Below are 19,835 nucleotides of genomic sequence, written 5' to 3' on the forward strand. Positions count from 1 at the left end.
ATGCTCTTCAGCGAACTCATGGCAGCGCTCTCCACCCGTGCGATCCGACTCCAGCGCGAGGAGGCCGACCTGATCGTCGAAGGCGATGAAGACACCCTCGATGACGCCCTGTGGGATGCATTGGCGGCCCACAAGCCGGCACTGCTGGAGATGCTCGCCGGCCTGGATCATGGCTGGTTGAGCCCGGCGTTGCGCATCACCCCCGACATGCTGCCGCTGGCCGGCCTCGACCAGGCGGCCATCGACCGCATTGTCGCCACGGTGCCCGGCGGCGCGGCCAACCTGCAGGACATCTACCCGCTGGCACCGCTGCAGGAGGGCATGCTCTACCACCACCTCACGGCGGCCGAGGGCGACCCCTACGTGCTGCAGGCGCAGTTGCGTTTTGCCAGCCCCGCGCGCCTGCAGGCGTTCGCCGAGGCGCTCGACTGGGTGATCCAACGCCACGACATCCTGCGCACCGCGCTGGCCTGGGAATACCTCGACCAGCCGCTGCAGGTGGTGTGGCGCAAGGCACCGCTGGTCTGCGAGGCCGTCGAGCTGAACGGCGACGGGGATGTGCTGGGCCGGCTGCGCGAATGCTTCGACACGCATTACTACCGCATGGACCTGGGCCAGGCGCCGCTGCTGCGGCTGGTGCATGCCCAGGCCCGCGATGGCGAGGTTCTGGCCTTGCTGCTGTTTCATCACACCGTCATGGATCACACCGGGCTGGATATCGTGCGCCGCGAAATCCAGGCGTACCTGGCGGGTGAGGGCGAGCGACTACCGGCCCCGGTGCCGTTCCGCGACCTGCTGGCCAGAAGTCGGCAGGCCCAGGATGAACAGGCCCATGAGGCCTTCTTCGGCGCCATGCTCGCCGATATCGACGAGCCGACCCTGGCCTTCGGCGTCCAGGAGGTGGCCGGCCAGGCCATGGAGGAAGCCAGGCTGACCCTGGCTCCGAGCCTCAGCCAGCGCCTGCGAGCCCAGGCACGGCTGCTCGGCGTGAGCCCGGCGAGCATCATGCACCTGGGGCTGGCGCGCCTGCTGGGGGCGCTGTCCGGACGTGAGTCGGTGGTGTTCGGCAGTGTGCTGCTTGGGCGCATGGCAGCGGGTGAGGGCGGCGAACAGGCCCTGGGGATGTTCATCAATACCTTGCCGCTGCGTGTCGACCTGCGCGGGCAGGGCGTGCGTGAGGCGCTGTTGGTCACCCATCGACAACTGACGGCGTTGCTCGGCCATGAGCAGGCGCCCCTGGCCCTGGCCCAGCGCTGCAGCGGCGTGCTGGCGCCGACGCCGCTGTTCAACAGCATGCTCAACTACCGCCACAGCGCGGCGGGCGATGCGGCCGAGGTGATCGCGGTGGCGCCGGGCATCGATGTGGTGGGGGCCGAGGAACGCACCAACTACCCGTTGAGCCTGGCCGTCGACGATCTGGGCGAGGACCTGCGCCTGACGGTCCAGGCGCTCGCCGAGTGGGGCGCAGAGCGCTTGTGTGGGCAGTTGCGGCAAGTTTTTGAAGGGGTGGTGGAGGCACTCGAGCGGCAGCCCGAGCGGCCATTACTGGAGCTGCCGGTGCTGACGCTGGAGGAACGCCATCACCTGCTGGTGGACTGCAATGACACGGCGGTCGACCATGACCTGGACCTGCCGCTGCACGCCCTGTTCGAACACCAGGCGCAGCTGCGCCCCGAAGCCGTTGCGCTGGAGGCCGATGGCGAGCGACTGAGTTATCGCCAACTCGACGAGCAGGCCAACCGCCTGGCCCATCACCTGATCGAACTTGGGGTAAGACCTGACGACCGGGTGGCGATCTGCATCGAACGCGGGGTGTCGATGGTGGTCGGCCTGCTGGCCATCCTCAAGGCGGGTGGCGCCTACGTGCCGCTCGATCCGGGTTATCCTGCCGGGCGCCTTCGTCATATGCTCGAAGACAGCGCGCCACTGGCGGTGCTGGTCCATAGCGCGACCCGCGAGGTACTGGGCGAGGTGGCGGTAGCGCAAGTCGACCTCGACCAGCCGACCTGGGAAGCCTTGCCGGCCACCCGCCCACGGGTGGCCGGGCTTACCCCACGGCACCTGGCCTATGTGATCTACACCTCTGGCTCCACCGGCACGCCCAAGGGGGTGATGGTCGAGCACCGCAGCGTGGTCAACTTGGTGCGCTGGGCCACCGGGCTGTGCCCGACCAGCGCCGACGGCGCGCTGCTGCACAAGACGCCGATCAGTTTCGACGCCTCGGTGTGGGAGCTGTTCTGGCCGCTGGGCAGCGGCTTGCGGCTGGTGCTGGCGCGAGCGGACGGCCAGCGCGACGCGGATTATGTCGCGCGGGAGATCGTCGAACGGCAGGTCAGCGTGGTGCAGTTCGTGCCGGCGCTGTTGCAGCAGTTCGTCGAGCAGCCGCGCAGCGCGCAGTGCACCAGCCTGACCGATATCGTCTGCGGTGGCGGCGAGCTGACCGAATCCCTGGCGCACCAGGTGCGCGAGCGCCTGCCGCAGGTGCGCCTGCACAACGTCTACGGACCCACCGAAACCACGGTCGACTGCACTGTCTTCACCCTGGAGCCCGGACAACCTGTGCCCCACGGCGCGCTGCCGATTGGCCGACCCATCGACAATACCCGCCTGTACGTCCTGGACGACGCCGACCAGCCACTGCCGTGGGGTGTGGCCGGGCACCTGCACATCGGTGGCGCGGGGGTGGCGCGGGGCTATCTGGGGCTGGCCGGGCAGCAGGCCGAGCGCTTTATCGACAGTCCGTTCGTCAAGGGCGAGCGCCTGTACCGCAGCGGTGACCTGGTGCGTCAGCGCGCGGACGGGAACCTGGCGTTCCTTGGCCGTAACGACCACCAGGTCAAGCTGCGCGGCCTGCGTATCGAGCCGGGCGAGATCGAGGCCTGCCTGAACCGCCTGCCTGGCGTGCGCGAGGCGTTGGTGCTGGTTCACCAGCACCCGCACAGCGGCCCACGCCTGGTGGCCTACCACACCGGCCAGGCCCAGGTCGCGCAAGACCTGCGCGAGCATCTGCTGGGGCAACTGCCCGAGTACATGGTGCCGGCACTGTTCATCCACCTTGATGCCATGCCGTTGACGCCCAACGGCAAGGTCGACCGCAAGGCCCTGCCGGCGCCTGAAGCGCCGACGCGCCAGTACCAGGCACCTGAGGGGCCGGTCGAGACCGCCCTGGCGGCGATCTGGAGCGACCTGCTCGGGGTCGAGGCGATAGGCCGTGACGACAACTTCTTCGAGTTGGGCGGTCATTCGCTGCTGGCGGTGCGTCTGGTCGAGCGCATGCGCCAGCAGGCGCTGCAAGCCGATGTGCGGGTGCTGTTCAGCCAGCCTACCTTGGCAGCGCTGGCCGCATCGGTGGGTGGGGGTGCGGCCGTCGCCGTGCCGGCCAACCGCATTCCCGCCGGCTGCACGCGGATCACCCCGGACATGCTGCCCCTGGCCAGCCTCGACCAGGACGCCATCGATGCACTGGTGCGACAGATTCCCGGTGGCCTGGCCAATGTCCAGGACATCTACGGCCTGGCGCCGTTGCAGCAGGGCATTCTCTACCATCACCTGGCCAGCGAAGGCGCCGACCCCTACGTGGTGCAGGCGCGTTTCGCCTTTGCCGGCCAGGCCGAGCTGGACGCATTCGTTGCGGCGCTGAACCAGGTCATCGCCCGCCACGACATCCTGCGCACCAGCCTGCACTGGCAGGGCCTCGACGAGGCGGTGCAGGTAGTCTGGCGCGAGGCGCCGCTGGTGCCGAGCCCGGCGCTGGAGACACTGCGGCTCGACCTGGGGCAGGCGCCATTGCTGCGCCTGAGCAGCCAGGTCCAGGCGGGTCGCCTGGAGGCGACCCTGCTGCTGCACCATATCCTCCTCGACCACACTGCCGTGGAGCAACTGGTGGCCGAGATCGGTGCCTTGCTGCAAGGGCAGACGGCGCTGCCGGACAGCGTGCCGTACCGCAACTACGTGGCCCAGGCGCGTCTGGGCGCCGACCCGCAGGCCGACGAGGCGCTGTTCCGCGAGCTGCTGGGCGATATCGACGAACCGACCGAGGTGTTCGGATTGCGCGAGGCCCAGGTTGATACGGCCCTGGTCAATGAAAGCCGCCAGCCGTTGGAGCCGGAACTGGGCGCACGCCTGCGTGGCCAGGCCAGGACGCTGGGCGTCAGCGTCGCCAGCCTGGTGCACCAGGCCTGGGGGCAGGTGCTGGCGCAGTTGTCCGGCCGCGAGGACGTGGTGTTTGGCACCGTGCTGCTCGGTCGCCTGCAGGGCGGCGAGGGCGCCGAACGGGCGCTGGGCATGTTCATCAACACCTTGCCGCTGAGGGTCAGCGTGGGTGGCGCAGGCGTGGCCGATGGCGTACGCCTGACCCACCAGCGCCTGGCACGCCTGCTGGCCCACGAGCAAGCGTCCCTGGCGCTGGCCCAGCGTTGCAGTGGCGTGCCGGTGTCCCAGGCGCTGTTTACCAGCTTGTTGAACTATCGCCACAGTGCCGGTCAACCCGCCCAGGGGCCAGCCTGGGCCGGGATCGAGCTGCTGACCGCCCAAGAGCGCAGCAACTACCCGCTGGTGGTCAGTGTCGATGACTATGGTGATGACCTCAGGCTGACGGTGCAGGCCGCGGCACCCGTGGACGGTGGCCGGGTCTGCCAGCTGCTGCGCATGGCGCTGTTGCAACTGGTCACGGCGCTGGAACAGGCGCCGATGAGTGCCTTGCGCAGCCTGCATCATTTGCCGGAAGCGGAGCGCGAGCGCGTGCTGGGGCAGTTCAACGCCACGGCGCGGGAGTATCCGCGTGAACTGGCCGTGCATCGGTTGTTCGAAGCCCAGGCCATGAATTCACCGGATGCGCTGGCGGTGGTCCAGGGTCAGCGTCGATGGACCTTCGCCGAGCTCGAGGTCCAGGCCAATCGCCTGGCCTATTTCCTGCTCGAACAGGGCGTGCGGGCTGGCGATCGCGTGGCCTTGTTGCTGCCTCGTTCGTTCGATCTGCTGGCGGCCCAGCTGGCCGTCAGCAAATGCGCGGCGGTGTTCGTGCCGCTGGACGGCAACGCCCCGGCCGAACGCCAGGCGTTCATGGTGGCCGACAGCCATGCGCGGTTGGTGCTGACCCACAGCGACCAGCCGCAAGTGGAGGGCGCGCGTCGGGTCGAACTCGACCGGCTCGACCTGAGCGGCTACGCGGATGCGCCGTTGGGCCTGGCGGTGGACGCCGGCAGCGCGGCGTACATCATGTACACCTCCGGCTCCACCGGCACGCCGAAGGGCGTGCAGGTGCCGCACCGGGCCATCGTGCGGTTGGTGATCAACAACGGTTTCGCCGATTTCAACAGCCAGGACCGCGTGGCCTTTGCTTCCAACCCGGCGTTCGACGCCAGCACCCTGGAAGTCTGGGCGCCACTGCTCAACGGCGGCGCGGTGGTGGTGATCGACCAGGACCAGGTGCTGTCGCGCCAGGGCCTGCGCGAAGTGCTGCTGGAGCAGGGCGTCACCGTGCTGTGGCTGACCGCTGGCCTGTTCCATCAGTTCGCCGATGACCTGCTGCCGGCGTTCCGAGCGCTGCGCTACCTGATGGTCGGTGGCGATGTGCTGGACCCGGCGGTGATCGCCCGGGTACTGCGCGAGGGCGCGCCCCAACACCTGCTCAATGGCTACGGCCCGACCGAGGCCACCACCTTCAGCACTACCCACGAAATCACCGAGGTGGGCGAGGGCAGCATCCCGATTGGCAAACCGATCGGCAACAGCCGCTGCTACGTGCTCGATGCCCGCCAGCAGTTGCTGCCAGTGGGCGCGGTGGGCGAGTTGTACATTGCCGGTGACGGTGTGGCCCTGGGGTATCTGGGGCAGCCGGAACTGACGGCTGAGCGCTTCCTGCCGGATCCGTTCAACGGCGGCACGATGTACCGCAGCGGCGACCTGGTGAGCTGGCAGGCCGATGGCACCCTGCGTTACCTGGGCCGTGTCGACCAGCAGATCAAGTTACGTGGTTTCCGTATCGAGCTGGGCGAGATCGAGGCGCGCCTGGGTGAGTGCCCGGGTGTGCGTGATGCCGCCGTGATCGTGCGCGAGGATGTGCCGGGCGACAAGCGCCTGGTCGCTTACTTCACCGGCCAGGCGCCGACCATCGGCGAGCTGCATGAGCGTCTGCAAGGCGTGCTGCCGGACTACATGCTGCCGTCGGCCTACGTGCGCCTGGACGCGTTGCCGCTGACTGCCAACGGCAAGCTCGACCGCCGTGCCTTGCCGCAGCCGGGCAGCGATGCGTTGGTCAGCCGTGCCTTCGAGGCGCCGCAAGGTGAGATCGAAACCGCGCTGGCTGCGATCTGGGCCGAGGTGCTCAAGGTCGAGCAGGTCGGTCGCCATGACCACTTCTTCGAACTGGGCGGCCACTCGCTGCTGGCGGTAAGCCTGATCGAGCGCATGCGCAAGGCCGGGCTGGATGCCGATGTGCGCGTGCTGTTCGCCCAGCCGACCCTGGCTGCGCTGGCGGCTGCGGTGGGCTCGGGACGTGAGATCGAGGTGCCGGCCAACCGGGTCCCAAGCGATGCGATACACATCACGCCGGACATGCTCAGCCTGATCGAGCTGGACCAGGCCAGCATCGACCGTATCGTCGCCAGCGTGCCGGGTGGTGCGGCCAACGTGCAGGAAATCTACCCGCTGGCGCCGCTTCAGGAAGGCATCCTCTACCATCACCTCAGTGCCGAGCAGGGCGACCCGTACCTGCTGCAGTCGCGCCTGGCCTTCGACAGCCTGGAGCGGCTGCGTACCTGGGCCGAGGCCCTGCAACAGGTCATCGATCGCCACGACATCCTGCGTACCTCGGTGGTCTGGGAGGGACTGGACGAGCCGGTGCAGGTGGTCTGGCGCCAGGCTCGCCTGGCGGTCAGCGAAGTCACCGGCCTGGGCGAAGAGGCGGTGATCGAGCAACTGCAGGCCCGTTTCGATGCCCGTCAGCAGCGTCTGGACCTGACCCAGGCGCCCTTGCTGCGCCTGGTCTATGCCGAGGATCCGCGCCAGGGCGAGTGGGTAGCCCTGTTGCAGTTCCACCACCTGACCCTCGACCACGCCGCCATGGCCGTGGTCGGCGAGGAGATGCAGGCGCTGCTGGACGGGCGTGGCGCCACGCTGCCCGCCGCGGTGCCGTATCGCAACTATGTCGCCCAGGTTTGCCTGGGCGACGATCAGGCCGGCCACGAGGCGTTCTTCCGCGCGCAACTGGGCGATATCGACGAGCCGACCCTACCGTATGGCCTGGCCGATGTGCAGGGTGATGTTGGGCGGGTCGAACATGCCGCGCTGATGCTACCGGCCACCCTGGCCCATGGCTTGCGTGAGCAAGCGCGGCAGCGCGGCGTCAGCGCCGCCAGCCTGGTGCACCTGGCCTGGGCTCGCGTGGTGGGTGTGCTGGCGGGGCGTCGCGACGTGGTATTCGGTACCGTGCTGATGGGCCGTCTGCAAGCGGGCGAGGGTGCCGACCGGGCCTTGGGCATGTTCATCAATACCCTGCCATTGCGGGTGGACACCGCGTTGCCGGTTGACCAGGCGCTGCGTGTCACCCACCAGCGGCTGTCGGCCCTGCTCGGACACGAGCACGCGCCCCTGGCGCTGGCCCAGCGTTGCAGCGGCGTGGCCTCTTCGGCGCCATTGTTCAGTGCCTTGCTCAACTACCGTCACAGTAGCGAGGGCGTCGCTCGCGACGGCGAGGGCATCTGGCAGGGCGTGCGCCTGCTGGGTGGCGAGGAGCGCAGCAACTACCCGCTGACCCTGAGCGTCGATGACCTGGGCGAAGGCTTCAGCCTGAGCGTGCTGACCGCTGAAGGGCTGCCGGCTTCGCAGATCGGCGGCTGGATGGTCAACACTCTCGGCCAGCTGTTGCAGGCTCTGGAACAGCGCCCCGGGCAAATGTTGGATGACCTGCCGATGTTGGATGACGAGGCTTCGCGCCAGGTGCTGGAGGACTTCAACGCCACAGCCGAGGCCTATCCGCAAGGTCAGACCGTGCACGTGCTGGTCGAGGCTCAAGCGCCCGAAGCATTGGCCGTTGTACAGGGTGAGCTGAACCTGAGCTACGGCGAGCTCAACCAGCGTGCCAACCGCTTGGCTCATCACCTGATCAAACGTGGCGTGATCCTGGGCGACCGCGTGGCACTGTGCCTGGAACGTGGCCCGCAACGGATGGTGGCGATGCTGGCCGTGCTCAAGGCCGGCGCGGCGTATGTGCCGGTCGATCCGGGTTATCCGGCGCAGCGGATTGCCTATCTGCTCAGCGACAGTGCGCCGGCGCTGGTGCTGGTCGAATCAGCCACCGAAGCGTTGGTCGGTGATGCAGCCAAAGTCAGGCTGGATGGCGATGACTGGCTCAACCAACCTGCCAGCAACCCAGTGGTTGCAGGGCTGGACGAAAACCAACTGGCCTATGTCATCTACACCTCCGGCTCCACCGGTCAGCCCAAGGGGGTGATGGTTGAGCACCGCACCCTGGCCAACCTGATTCACTGGCATTGCCAGGCCTTCGAGTTGGGCGCCGGCAGCCACACCTCCAGTGTCGCGGGCTTTGGCTTCGACGCCATGGCCTGGGAAGCCTGGCCGGCACTGAGCACCGGAGCGGTGCTGCACCTGCCGCCGGCGTCCATCGGCGGCGAGCATGTCGATGAACTGCTCGACTGGTGGCTGGAGCAGCCGCTGCAAGTGAGCTTCCTGCCGACACCGGTCGCCGAGCAGGCACTGCGTCGCGAACGCCAGCATCCGACCCTGCGCACGTTGCTGGTCGGCGGCGATCGCCTGCGCCAGTTCGACCGCGATCCGGGCTTTGCGCTGGTCAACAACTATGGCCCGACCGAGACCACCGTGGTGGCGACGTCGGGGCAACTGCAACCGGGCGGTGCGCTGCATATCGGCAAGCCGACCGCCAACACCCGCGTCTATGTACTCGACGAGCAACGCCAACCCGTACCGGTGGGGGTGACCGGCGAGCTGTACATCGGTGGTGCGCAGGTCGCCCGAGGTTACCTCAACCGCCCTGAACTGACCGCCGAGCGCTTTGTCGACGATCCGTTCAACGGCGGCCGGATGTACCGCACGGGCGATCTTGTGCGCTGGAATGCCGACGGCACGCTGGACTACCAGGGCCGCAATGACGACCAGGTGAAGATCCGTGGCGTGCGGGTCGAGCTGGGCGAGATCGAGGCCGCGCTGAAGGCTCAGCCGGGTATCGCGGATGCCGTGGTACTGGTGCGCAACGAACGTCTGCTGGCCTGGTTCACCGAAGCTGCCGTGGTCGATCTCGACACCCTGCGCCAAGGCCTGCAAGCCAGCCTTCCGGGCCACTTGATACCACAAGCCTTCGTCCGCCTGGACGAGCTGCCACTGACCAGGCACGGCAAGCTGGACCGCAAGGCCTTGCCGGAACCGGCCGTGCTCACCGGCCAGGCCTACGCCATGCCGCAAGGCCCCGTGGAAACCACTATCGCGGCACTCTGGGCCGAGGTGCTGGGCGTTACGCAGGTCGGTCGCCACGACAACTTTTTCGAACTGGGCGGTCACTCGTTGCTGGCGGTGAGCCTCACCGCGCGGCTGCGCCAGGCCGGCCTGCAAGCCGACGTGCGCACCCTGTTCGGCCAGCCGACGGTAGCGGCGCTGGCGGCGACCCTGGGCCATGGCCGCCAGGTCGAGGTCCCGGCCAACCGGATCCCCGTCGGCTGCACCCAGATCACGCCGGACATGCTGCCACTGGTGGACCTTGAACCAGCCGCCATCGAACGCATCGTCGCCACGGTGCCGGGTGGCGCGGCCAACGTGCAGGACATCTACCCGCTGGCGCCGTTGCAGGAAGGCATTCTCTACCACCACCTCAGTTCGCCGGAGCACGACCCCTACGTGCTGCAATCGCGCATGGCGTTCGACAGCCCGGCACGCCTGGAGGCGTTCGCCAAGGCCTTGCGCCAGGCCATCAGCCGTCATGACGTGCTGCGTACCGCCGTGCTCTGGGAAGGCCTGGCGCAACCGTTGCAGGTGGTCTGGCGCGAGGCGCCGCTGCTGGTCGCGCCGCTGGATGGGCAAGACCTGCAACGCCTCGACCTGGCCCGGGCGCCGCTGATCCGCCTGCTGTATAGCAGCGTTATCGGCAGTGAGCGCATCGAGGGGCTATTGCAGTTCCACCATATCGTTCTCGATCACACCGCGCTGGAGATCATCGGCGCTGAGCTGCTGGGCTACTTGCACGGCAGCGCCGTGCCGGTGCAGGCCCCGGTGCCTTATCGCAACTACGTGGCCCAGGCGCGCCTGGGCGTCAGCCAGGCCGAGCACGAGGCGTTCTTCCGTGCGCAACTGGGCGATATCGACGAGCCGACGCTGCCCTACGGCCTGAGCGATGTGCAGGGCGACGGTCAGGCCATCGAGGAAGCCCAGCTGTGGCTGGACGAAACCCTGGCCGCGCGGCTGCGGCAACAGGCCCGGCAGCTGGGCATCAGCCCCGCCAGCCTGTTCCACCTGGCCTTCGCCCGCCTGCTGGCGGCCGTCAGCGGCACCGACCGTGTGGTGTTCGGCACCGTGCTGCTGGGCCGCCTGGAGGCCGGCGAGGGCGCCGAGCGTGCCCTGGGCATGTTCATCAACACCTTGCCGCTGCGCCTCGACCTTGCGGGCCTCGACCTGCAGGACGCCGTGCGCCTGACCCAGCAGCGCCTGAGCGCCTTGCTGGTGCATGAGCACGCGTCGCTGGCCCTGGCCCAGCGTTGCAGTGGCGTGCCGGCCCCGGCGCCGCTGTTCAGCGCCATGCTCAACTACCGCCATGGCCAGGCGGCGAGCGAAGACCGGCGCCTGGAGTGGCAGGGCATCGAGTTCCTCGATGGCCAGGAGCGCAGCAACTACCCGCTGAGCTTGAGCGTGGACGACATGGGGGAAGGCTTCCGTCTGGTGGCGATGACCCCGGCGAGCGTCGGTGCCCAGCGGATCTGCAGGCAACTGCGGTACGTGCTGCAGGGCATGGTCGAAGGTCTGGAGGCTCAGCCACGGCAAGCGCTGCTGGCGCTGCCGGTATTGCCGGACGATGAGCGTGAGCATCTGTTGCAGACCTGCAACGCCACGGTCCAGGCCGTCGATCTCGAACAGCCCGTCCAGGCGTTGTTCGAGCAGCAGGTGGCACGCGATCCCGAGGCGGTGGCGGTGCAGTCGGAGGAAGGACAACTGAGCTATCGCCAGCTCAACGCCGAGGCCAACCGCCTGGCCCACCACCTGATCGCGCTGGGCGTGCAGCCTGACGACCGGGTGGCGATCTGTGTCGAGCGCGGCCTGTCGCTGGTGGTCGGCCTGCTGGCCATCTTCAAGGCCGGTGGCGCCTATGTGCCGCTGGACCCGGATTACCCGGCAGAACGTATCGGCCATATGCTCGCCGACAGCCAGCCGCGAGCGCTGCTGCTGCAACAAGGCACGCGGATGCTGGTCGGCGAGGCGGCGGTGCCGCAGGTCGATCTCGATCAACCGAGCTGGGGCGGGCAGCCGGACAGCGACCCACGGGTGCCTGGGCTGAACGGCGCGCACCTGGCCTATGTGATCTACACCTCCGGTTCCACCGGCCTGCCGAAGGGGGTGATGGTCGAGCACCGCAACCTGGCCAACCTGGTGCACTGGAGTGCCCGCCGGTTCCCGGCCGGCGGCGCGGTGCTGCACAAGACCCCGGTGAGCTTCGACGCCTCGGTGTGGGAGTTGTTCTGGCCGTTGTGCAGCGGGCTGCGCCTGGTGCTGGCCAAGCCGGATGGCCAGCGCGACCCGCAGTACCTGGCCGGGCTGATCCGCCAGCAGCAGGTCGGCGTGGTGCAATTCGTGCCCGCGTTGTTGCAGCAGTTTCTCGAACAGGACGACAGTGCCGCCTGCGTCAGCCTCAGCGATATCGTCTGCGGCGGTGGCGAGCTGACCGAGGCCCTGGCCCGGCAGCTTCGCCAGCGCTTGCCGCAGGTGCGCCTGCATAACGTCTATGGTCCCACCGAGACCACGGTCGACTGCAGCGCCTGGACCCTGGAGCCCGGACAGCCGATTCCATCCGGGGCATTGCCGATCGGCCAACCCATCGACAACACCTGCCTGTACGTCCTCGATGCCCACGACCAGCCGGTACCCTGGGGCGTCGCCGGCCAGCTGCATATCGGCGGCGCCGGGGTGGCGCGTGGCTACCTGGGGTTGCCGGAGCAACAGGCCGAACGCTTTATCGCCAGCCCGTTCGTCGAGGGCGAGCGCCTGTACCGCAGCGGCGATCGGGTGCGTCAGGCCGCCGATGGCAGCCTGACCTTCCTCGGTCGTACCGACCACCAGATCAAGCTGCGTGGCCTGCGCATCGAGCCGGGCGAAATCGAGGCATGCCTGAACCACGTGGCCGGTGTGCGCGAGGCCCTGGTGCTGGTCCACCGACACCCACACGGCGGTGATCGCCTGGTCGCCTACCACCGTGGCGAGCCGCAGCCGGCCGACGCGCTGCGCCAGGCGTTGCTGGCGCGGTTGCCGGAGTACATGGTGCCGGCGCTGTTCATCCACCTCGACAGCTGGCCGCTGACCCCCAACGGCAAGCTCGACCGCCAGGCGCTGCCGTTGCCGGACCTGCAGGCGCGCCAGTATGAGGCGCCCCAAGGCGAAACCGAGGTGCTGCTGGCCGAGATCTGGTCGCAGCTGCTGGGCGTGGAGCGGGTAGGGCGGCACGACAACTTCTTCGAGCTGGGCGGCCATTCGCTGCTGGCCGTGACCCTGACCGCGCGCCTGCGCCAGGCCGGACTGCAGGTGGATGTACGCACCCTGTTCGGCCAGCCGAGCGTGGCGGCGCTGGCGGCCACCCTGGGCCAGGGCGGCGCGGTGGCGGTGCCGGCCAACCGGATCCCGGCGGGCTGCACCCATATCACCCCGGACATGCTGGCGCTGGTGAGCCTGGAGCCGGACGCCATCGAGCGGATCGTCGCCGCGGTGCCGGGTGGCGCGGCCAATGTCCAGGATATCTACCCCCTGGCGCCGTTGCAGGAGGGCATCCTCTACCTGCACTTGAGCGCCGTGGGCACCGATCCCTACGCCCTGCGCGCGCGGCTGCGCTTCGACAGCGCGGCGCGCCTGCAGGCGTTCGCACAGGCCCTGGAGCAGGTCATCGCCCGCCATGACATCCTGCGCACTGCAGTGCTCTGGGACGGTCTGCCGCAGCCGGTGCAGGTGGTCTGGCGCCAGGCGCCGCTGCAACTGGCGCCGCTCGACGATGCCCACCTGGCGCGCCTGGACCTCGGCCAGGCGCCGCTGATCCGCCTGCTGCACCGCACCGAGCCGGGCAGCCAGCGGGTCGAGGCGGTGCTGCAGTTCCACCATATCGTGCTTGACCATATCGCCATGCAGGCGGTGCAGGCCGAGCTGCGCGGCTACCTGCTGGGGCAGAGCGAGCCATTGCCGGCCTCGGTGCCGTATCGCAACTATGTGGCACAGGCGCGCCTTGGCGTCAGCGAGGCCGAGCACGAGGCGTTCTTCCGCGCCCGTCTGGGCGATATCGACGAGCCGAGCCTGCCGTTCGGCCTGCGCGAGGTACAGGGCGAAGGCCAGGCCCTCGATGAGGCCGAGGTGGAATTCGACGGTCTTCGCTATGGCCGCCTGCGCGACCATGCCCGTCAGCTGGGGGTAAGCACCGCAAGCCTGGTGCACCTGGCCTGGGCACGCCTGCTGGCGGTGGCCTGCGGCAAGGACCGCGTGGTCTTCGGCACCGTGCTGCTGGGCCGCCTGCAGGGCGGCGAGGGCAGCGAGCGGGCCCTGGGCATGTTCATCAACACCCTGCCGTTGCGGGTCGACCTGAACGGGCTGGGCGTGCGCGACGGCGTGCTGGCCACCCACCGCGAGCTGTCGGCGCTGCTGGTCCACGAGCACGCCTCGCTGGCCCTGGCCCAGCGCTGCAGCCAGGTGGCCGCGCCGCTGCCGCTGTTCAGCGCCATGCTCAACTACCGGCAGAGCACCCGCGCCACGCCGCAGCCACAGGCCTGGGAGGGGATCGAGACCCTGGGCAGCGAAGGGCGCACCAACTACCCGCTGAGCCTCAACGTCGATGACTTCGGCGATGGCTTGCGCCTGAGCGTGCAGGTGTCGGCCCAGGTGGGCGCGCAGCGGATCTGCGCGCAGATGCTGCAGGTGCTCGATGGCCTGCTGCTGGCGCTTGAACAGCGTCCGCAGCAGGCGCTGAACCGGTTGCCGGTGCTCAGCGGCGAGGAGCGGCGCCAGGTGCTGGTCGAGTTCAACGACACGGCGGTGGCGTACGACCTGGAGCAGACCCTGCACGGCATGATCGAGGCTCAGGTTCGACGCACCCCGACCGCTGTGGCGGTGAGGGCGGAGGAAGGTGAGCTGACCTATCGCCAGCTCGACGAGCAGGCCAACCGCCTGGCCCATCACCTGATTGCGCTGGGGGTAAAACCCGACGATCGCGTGGCGATCTGCGTCGAACGCGGCCTGTCGATGGTGGTAGGCCTGTTGGCCATCCTCAAGGCCGGTGGCGCCTACGTGCCGGTCGACCCGGACTACCCGGCCGAGCGCATCCGTCACATGCTCGATGACAGCGCGCCGCTGGCGGTGCTGGTGCACGGTGCCACCCGCGACGCGCCGCAGGCGAGCCGGGCGCCGCTGATCGACCTGGATCGGCCAACCTGGCAGGCGCAGCCGGCGCATGCCCCGCAGGTGATCGGGCTGACCCCGCGACACCTGGCCTATGTGATCTACACCTCCGGCTCCACCGGCCTGCCCAAGGGCGTGATGAACGAGCACGCCGGGGTGGTCAACCGCCTGCTGTGGATGCAGGACGCCTACCGGCTGGGCGTCGGTGACGTGGTGCTGCAGAAAACCCCGTTCAGCTTCGACGTGTCGGTGTGGGAGTTCCTCTGGCCGCTGCAGACCGGCGCGCGCCTGGTGATGGCGCGCCCTGGCGGGCATCGCGATCCTGAGTACCTGCGCGAGGTTATCCGTGAAGCGCAGGTCAGCACCTTGCACTTCGTGCCGTCGATGCTCGATGTGTTCCTCGCCCATGGCGAAGTTCTGCCACATCAGCTCAAGCGTGTGCTGTGCAGCGGCGAGGCCTTGCCCGGCAGCCTGGCAAGGCGTTTCCACGCACAGCTGCCGACGGTCGAGCTGCACAACCTGTACGGCCCGACCGAGGCGGCGGTGGATGTCAGCGCCTGGCACTGCGTGACGGCACCGGACAACACGCCGATCGGCAAGCCGATCGCCAATACCGCGTTGTACGTCCTGGACGCCCAGGGCCAGCCGGTACCGGTGGGCGTGGCCGGCGAGCTGTATATCGGTGGCGTGCAGGTGGCCCGCGGCTATCTCAACCGCGAGCAGTTGACCGCCGAACGTTTCCTCGATGACCCGTTCTCGCTGAGTGCCGGCGGGCGCATGTACCGCACCGGCGACCTGGCCCGCTATCTGGCCGATGGCAACCTGGAATACCTCGGGCGCAACGACGACCAGGTGAAGATCCGCGGCCTGCGCATCGAACTGGGCGAGATTCAGGCCTGCCTGACCCGTATCGAAGGGGTCAAGGAGGCGGTGGTGCTGGCCCGCGAGCAGCGCCTGGTGGCGTACTACACCGGCGCCCGGCAGGCGCCGGACACGCTGCGCGCGGCGCTGCTGGGCCAGTTGCCGGAGTTCATGGTGCCAGCTTCGTTCACCCACCTCGACGCGCTGCCGCTGAGCCCCAACGGCAAGCTCGACCGCAAGGCGCTGCCGCAGCCGGAAACCACGCAACAGGTCTACGAGGCGCCGCGAGGCGAAGTCGAGACCCTGCTGGCGCAGTTGTGGAGCGAACTGCTGGGCGTGGATCGGGTCGGTCGTCATGACAACTTCTTCGAACTCGGCGGCCACTCGCTGCTGGCCGTGACCCTGACCGCGCGTATGCGCCAGGCCGGCCTGGCGGCGGATGTGCGGGTGCTGTTCGGCCAGCCGAGCCTGGCGGCGCTGGCGGCGGCGGTGGGCGGCGCGGTGACGCTGGAAGTGCCGGCCAACCGTATCCCGGCGGGCTGCACACGCCTCACCACCGACATGCTGCCGCTGGCGACGTTGGAACAAGCTGCGCTCGACAGCCTGGTGCAGAGAATTCCCGGCGGCGCGGCCAATATCCAGGACCTGTACGCCCTGGCGCCGTTGCAGCAGGGCATTCTCTACCACCACCTGGCCAGCGCCGAGGTCGACCCCTACGTACTGCAACTGAACTTCGCCTTTGCCGGCCAAGCCGAGCTGGAGGCCTTCGTCGCGGCGCTGAACCAGGTCATCGCCCGCCACGACATCCTGCGCACCAGCGTGCACTGGCAGGGGCTCGACGAAGCGGTGCAGGTGGTCTGGCGCGAGGCGCGCCTGGACCTTGAGCCGGCACTGGACAGCCCGCGCCTGGACCTGGGCCGCGCACCGTTGATGCACTTGAGCAGCCAGGTGCAACAGGGCCGCTTGCAGGCGACCCTGCTGCTGCACCATATCCTCCTCGACCACGCCGCCATGGAACTGCTGGTGGCCGAGGTCGGCGATGCGCTGCTGGGGTGCATGCCCGAGGGCGACAGCGTGCCGTACCGCAACTATGTGGCCCAGGCGCGCCTGCGTGACGACAGCCAGGCGCAGGAGGTGTTGTTCCGCGAATTGCTCGGTGATATCGACGAGCCGACCGAAGTGTTCGGCCTGCGCGGGGCGCTGGGCGATGGCAGCCATGTGCTCGACCATCGCGAACGACTGGACGAGCCACTGGCCCTGCGCCTGCGTCAGCAGGCACGGTTGCTGGGCATCAGCGTCGCCAGCCTGGTGCACCAGGCCTGGGGGCAGGTGCTGGCGCAACTGTCCGGCCGCGAGGAAGTGGTGTTCGGCACCGTGCTGCTCGGCCGCCTGCAGGGCGGCGAGGGTGCCGAGCGGGCGCTGGGCATGTTCATCAACACCTTGCCGTTGCGGGTCAGCGTGGGGGGGATGGATGTGGTCGACGGCGTGCGCCTGACCCACCAGCGTTTGGCGCGCCTGTTGGCCCACGAGCAGGCGTCCCTGGCCCTGGCCCAGCGCTGCAGCGGCGTGCCGGCCTCCCAGGCGCTGTTCACCAGCCTGCTCAACTACCGCCACAGCGCGGTCAGCGGGGCGGAGCGCGCACAGGCCTGGCAGGGCATCGAACTGCTGGCCGCCCATGAGCGCAGCAACTACCCGCTGGTGGTTAGCGTCGACGACCTGGGCGACGGTTTCATCCTGACCGTGCAGGCGGTGCCGCAAGTGGAGGGGGCACTGGTCTGCCAGCTGCTGCAGACGGCCTTGGCGCGGTTGGCCGATACCCTGGCGGACACGCCGGCGGCGCCGTTGAACCGTATCAACGCCTTGCCGGACGCCGAGCGCGAGCGCGTGGCGCGGCAGTTCAATGCGACCCGTCGCGACTATCCCCGCGACCTGCCCGTGCATGCCCTGTTCGAGGCGCAGGCCAAGGCCAGCCCGGATGCGCTGGCGGTGGCCCATGGCACGCGGCGCTGGAGCTACCAGGCGCTCGACCGGCAGGCCAGCCGGCTGGCCGGGTACCTGCTGGAGCAGGGGGTACAGGCGGGTGACCGGGTAGCCTTGCTGCTGCCTCGTTCGTTCGATCTGCTGGCGGCCCAGCTGGCCGTCAGCAAATGCGCGGCGGTGTTCGTGCCGCTGGACGGCAACGCCCCGGCCGAACGCCAGGCGTTCATGGTGGCCGACAGCCAGGCGCGGTTAGTGCTGACCCACAGCGACCAGCCGCAAGTGGAGGGTGCGCGTCGGGTCGAACTCGACCGGCTCGATCTGGGGGGCTACGCGGATGCGCCGCTGGGCCTGGCGGTTGACGCCGGCAGCGCGGCATACATCATGTACACCTCTGGCTCCACCGGCACGCCGAAGGGCGTGCAGGTGCCGCACCGGGCCATCGTGCGCCTGGTGATCAACAACGGCTTTGCCGATTTCAACAGCCAGGACCGCGTTGCCTTCGCCTCCAATCCGGCGTTCGACGCCAGCACCCTGGAAGTCTGGGCGCCGTTGCTCAATGGCGGCGCTGTGGTAGTGATCGACCAGGACCAGGTGCTGTCGCGCCAGGACCTGCGCGAAGTGCTGCTGGAGCAGGGCGTCACCGTGCTGTGGCTGACCGCTGGCCTGTTCCATCAGTTCGCCGACGACCTGCTGCCGGCGTTCCGAGCGCTTCGCTACCTGATGGTCGGTGGCGATGTGCTGGACCCGGCGGTGATCGCCCGGGTACTGCGTGATGGTGCGCCGCAACACCTGCTCAATGGCTACGGCCCGACCGAGGCCACCACCTTCAGCACCACCCACGAAATCACCGAGGTGGGCGAGGGCAGCATCCCGATTGGCAAGCCGATCGGCAACAGCCGCTGCTATGTGCTCGATGCCCGCCAGCAGTTGCTGCCAGTGGGCGCGGTGGGCGAGTTGTACATTGCCGGTGACGGCGTGGCCCTGGGGTATCTGGGGCAGCCGGAACTGACGGCTGAGCGCTTCCTGCTGGATCCGTTCAACGGTGGCACGATGTACCGCAGCGGCGACCTGGTGAGCTGGCAGGCCGACGGTACCCTGCGTTACCTGGGCCGTGCCGACCAGCAGATCAAGTTACGTGGTTTCCGTATCGAGCTGGGCGAGATCGAGGCGCGCCTGGGTGAGTGTCCGGGTGTGCGCGATGCCGCCGTGATCGTGCGCGAGGATGTGCCGGGCGACAAGCGCCTGGTCGCGTACTTCAGCGGCCAGGCGCCGACCATCGGCGAGCTGCATGAGCGTCTGCAAGGCGTGCTGCCGGACTACATGCTGCCGTCGGCATACGTGCGCCTGGACGCGTTGCCGCTGACTGCCAACGGCAAGCTCGATCGCCGCGCCTTGCCGCAGCCGGGCAGCGACGCGCTGGTCAGCCGTGCCTTCGAGGCGCCGCAAGGTGAAATCGAAACCGCGCTGGCCGTGATCTGGGCCGAGGTGCTCAAGGTCGAGCAGGTCGGTCGCCATGACCACTTCTTCGAGCTGGGCGGCCATTCGCTGCTGGCGGTAAGCCTGATCGAGCGCATGCGCAAGGCCGGGCTGGATGCCGACGTGCGCGTGCTGTTCGCCCAGCCGACACTGGCGGCGCTGGCGGCGGCGGTGGGTTCCGGGCGTGAAGTGGCAGTGCCCGAGAACCGTGTGCCGCGAGGCGCGATGCAGATCACGCCAGACATGCTCAGCCTGATCGACCTGGACCAGGCCAGCATCGACCGTATCGTCGCCAGCGTGCCGGGTGGTGCGGCCAACGTGCAGGAAATCTACCCGCTGGCGCCGCTTCAGGAAGGTATCCTCTACCATCACCTCAGTGCCGAGCAGGGCGACCCGTACCTGCTGCAGACCCGCCTGGCCTTCGACAGCCTGGATCGGTTGCAGGCCTGTGCCGATGCCTTGCAACAGGTCATCGACCGCCACGATATCCTGCGCACCTCGGTGGTCTGGGAAGGGCTGGGCGAGCCGGTGCAGGTGGTCTGGCGCCAGGCCCAGCTGGCAGTCAGCGAAGTCACCGGGCTCGGCGAAGACGCAGTGATCGAGCGGCTGCACGCGCACTTCGATGCCCGCCTGCAGCGGCTGGACCTGACCCAGGCGCCGCTGCTGCGCCTGACCTACGCCCTGGACCCGGCCCTGCAACGGGTGGTGGCCGTCCTGCACTTCCACCACCTGGCCCTGGACCACACGGCGATGGAGGTGATCGTCCACGAGCTGCAGGCGATTCTCTCCGGTCGTCAGCACCTGTTGAGCGCGCCCGTGCCGTACCGCACCTACGTGGCCCAGGTTCGCCTGGGCGCCGCCGAGGCGGGGCACGAGGCGTTCTTCCGCGACATGCTCGGCGATGTCGACGAGCC

The 19,835-nt window shown here is 68.8% G+C and carries 1 protein-coding gene (running past one end of the window); it reads left to right on the forward strand.

The window, feature by feature from the left end:
- Positions 1-19,835, forward strand: the 5' portion of a protein-coding gene (locus K2O50_RS12535) for a non-ribosomal peptide synthase/polyketide synthase (protein ID WP_220690022.1). The gene runs 5,620 nt beyond the window's last position; the window shows 19,835 of its 25,455 coding nt (coding positions 1-19,835); it begins with the start codon at positions 1-3; the stop codon falls past the right edge of the window.

Origin of the sequence: Pseudomonas sp. 2hn (genome assembly GCF_019646095.1) — a bacterium.
Taxonomy (GTDB): Bacteria; Pseudomonadota; Gammaproteobacteria; order Pseudomonadales; family Pseudomonadaceae; genus Aquipseudomonas; species Aquipseudomonas peradeniyensis.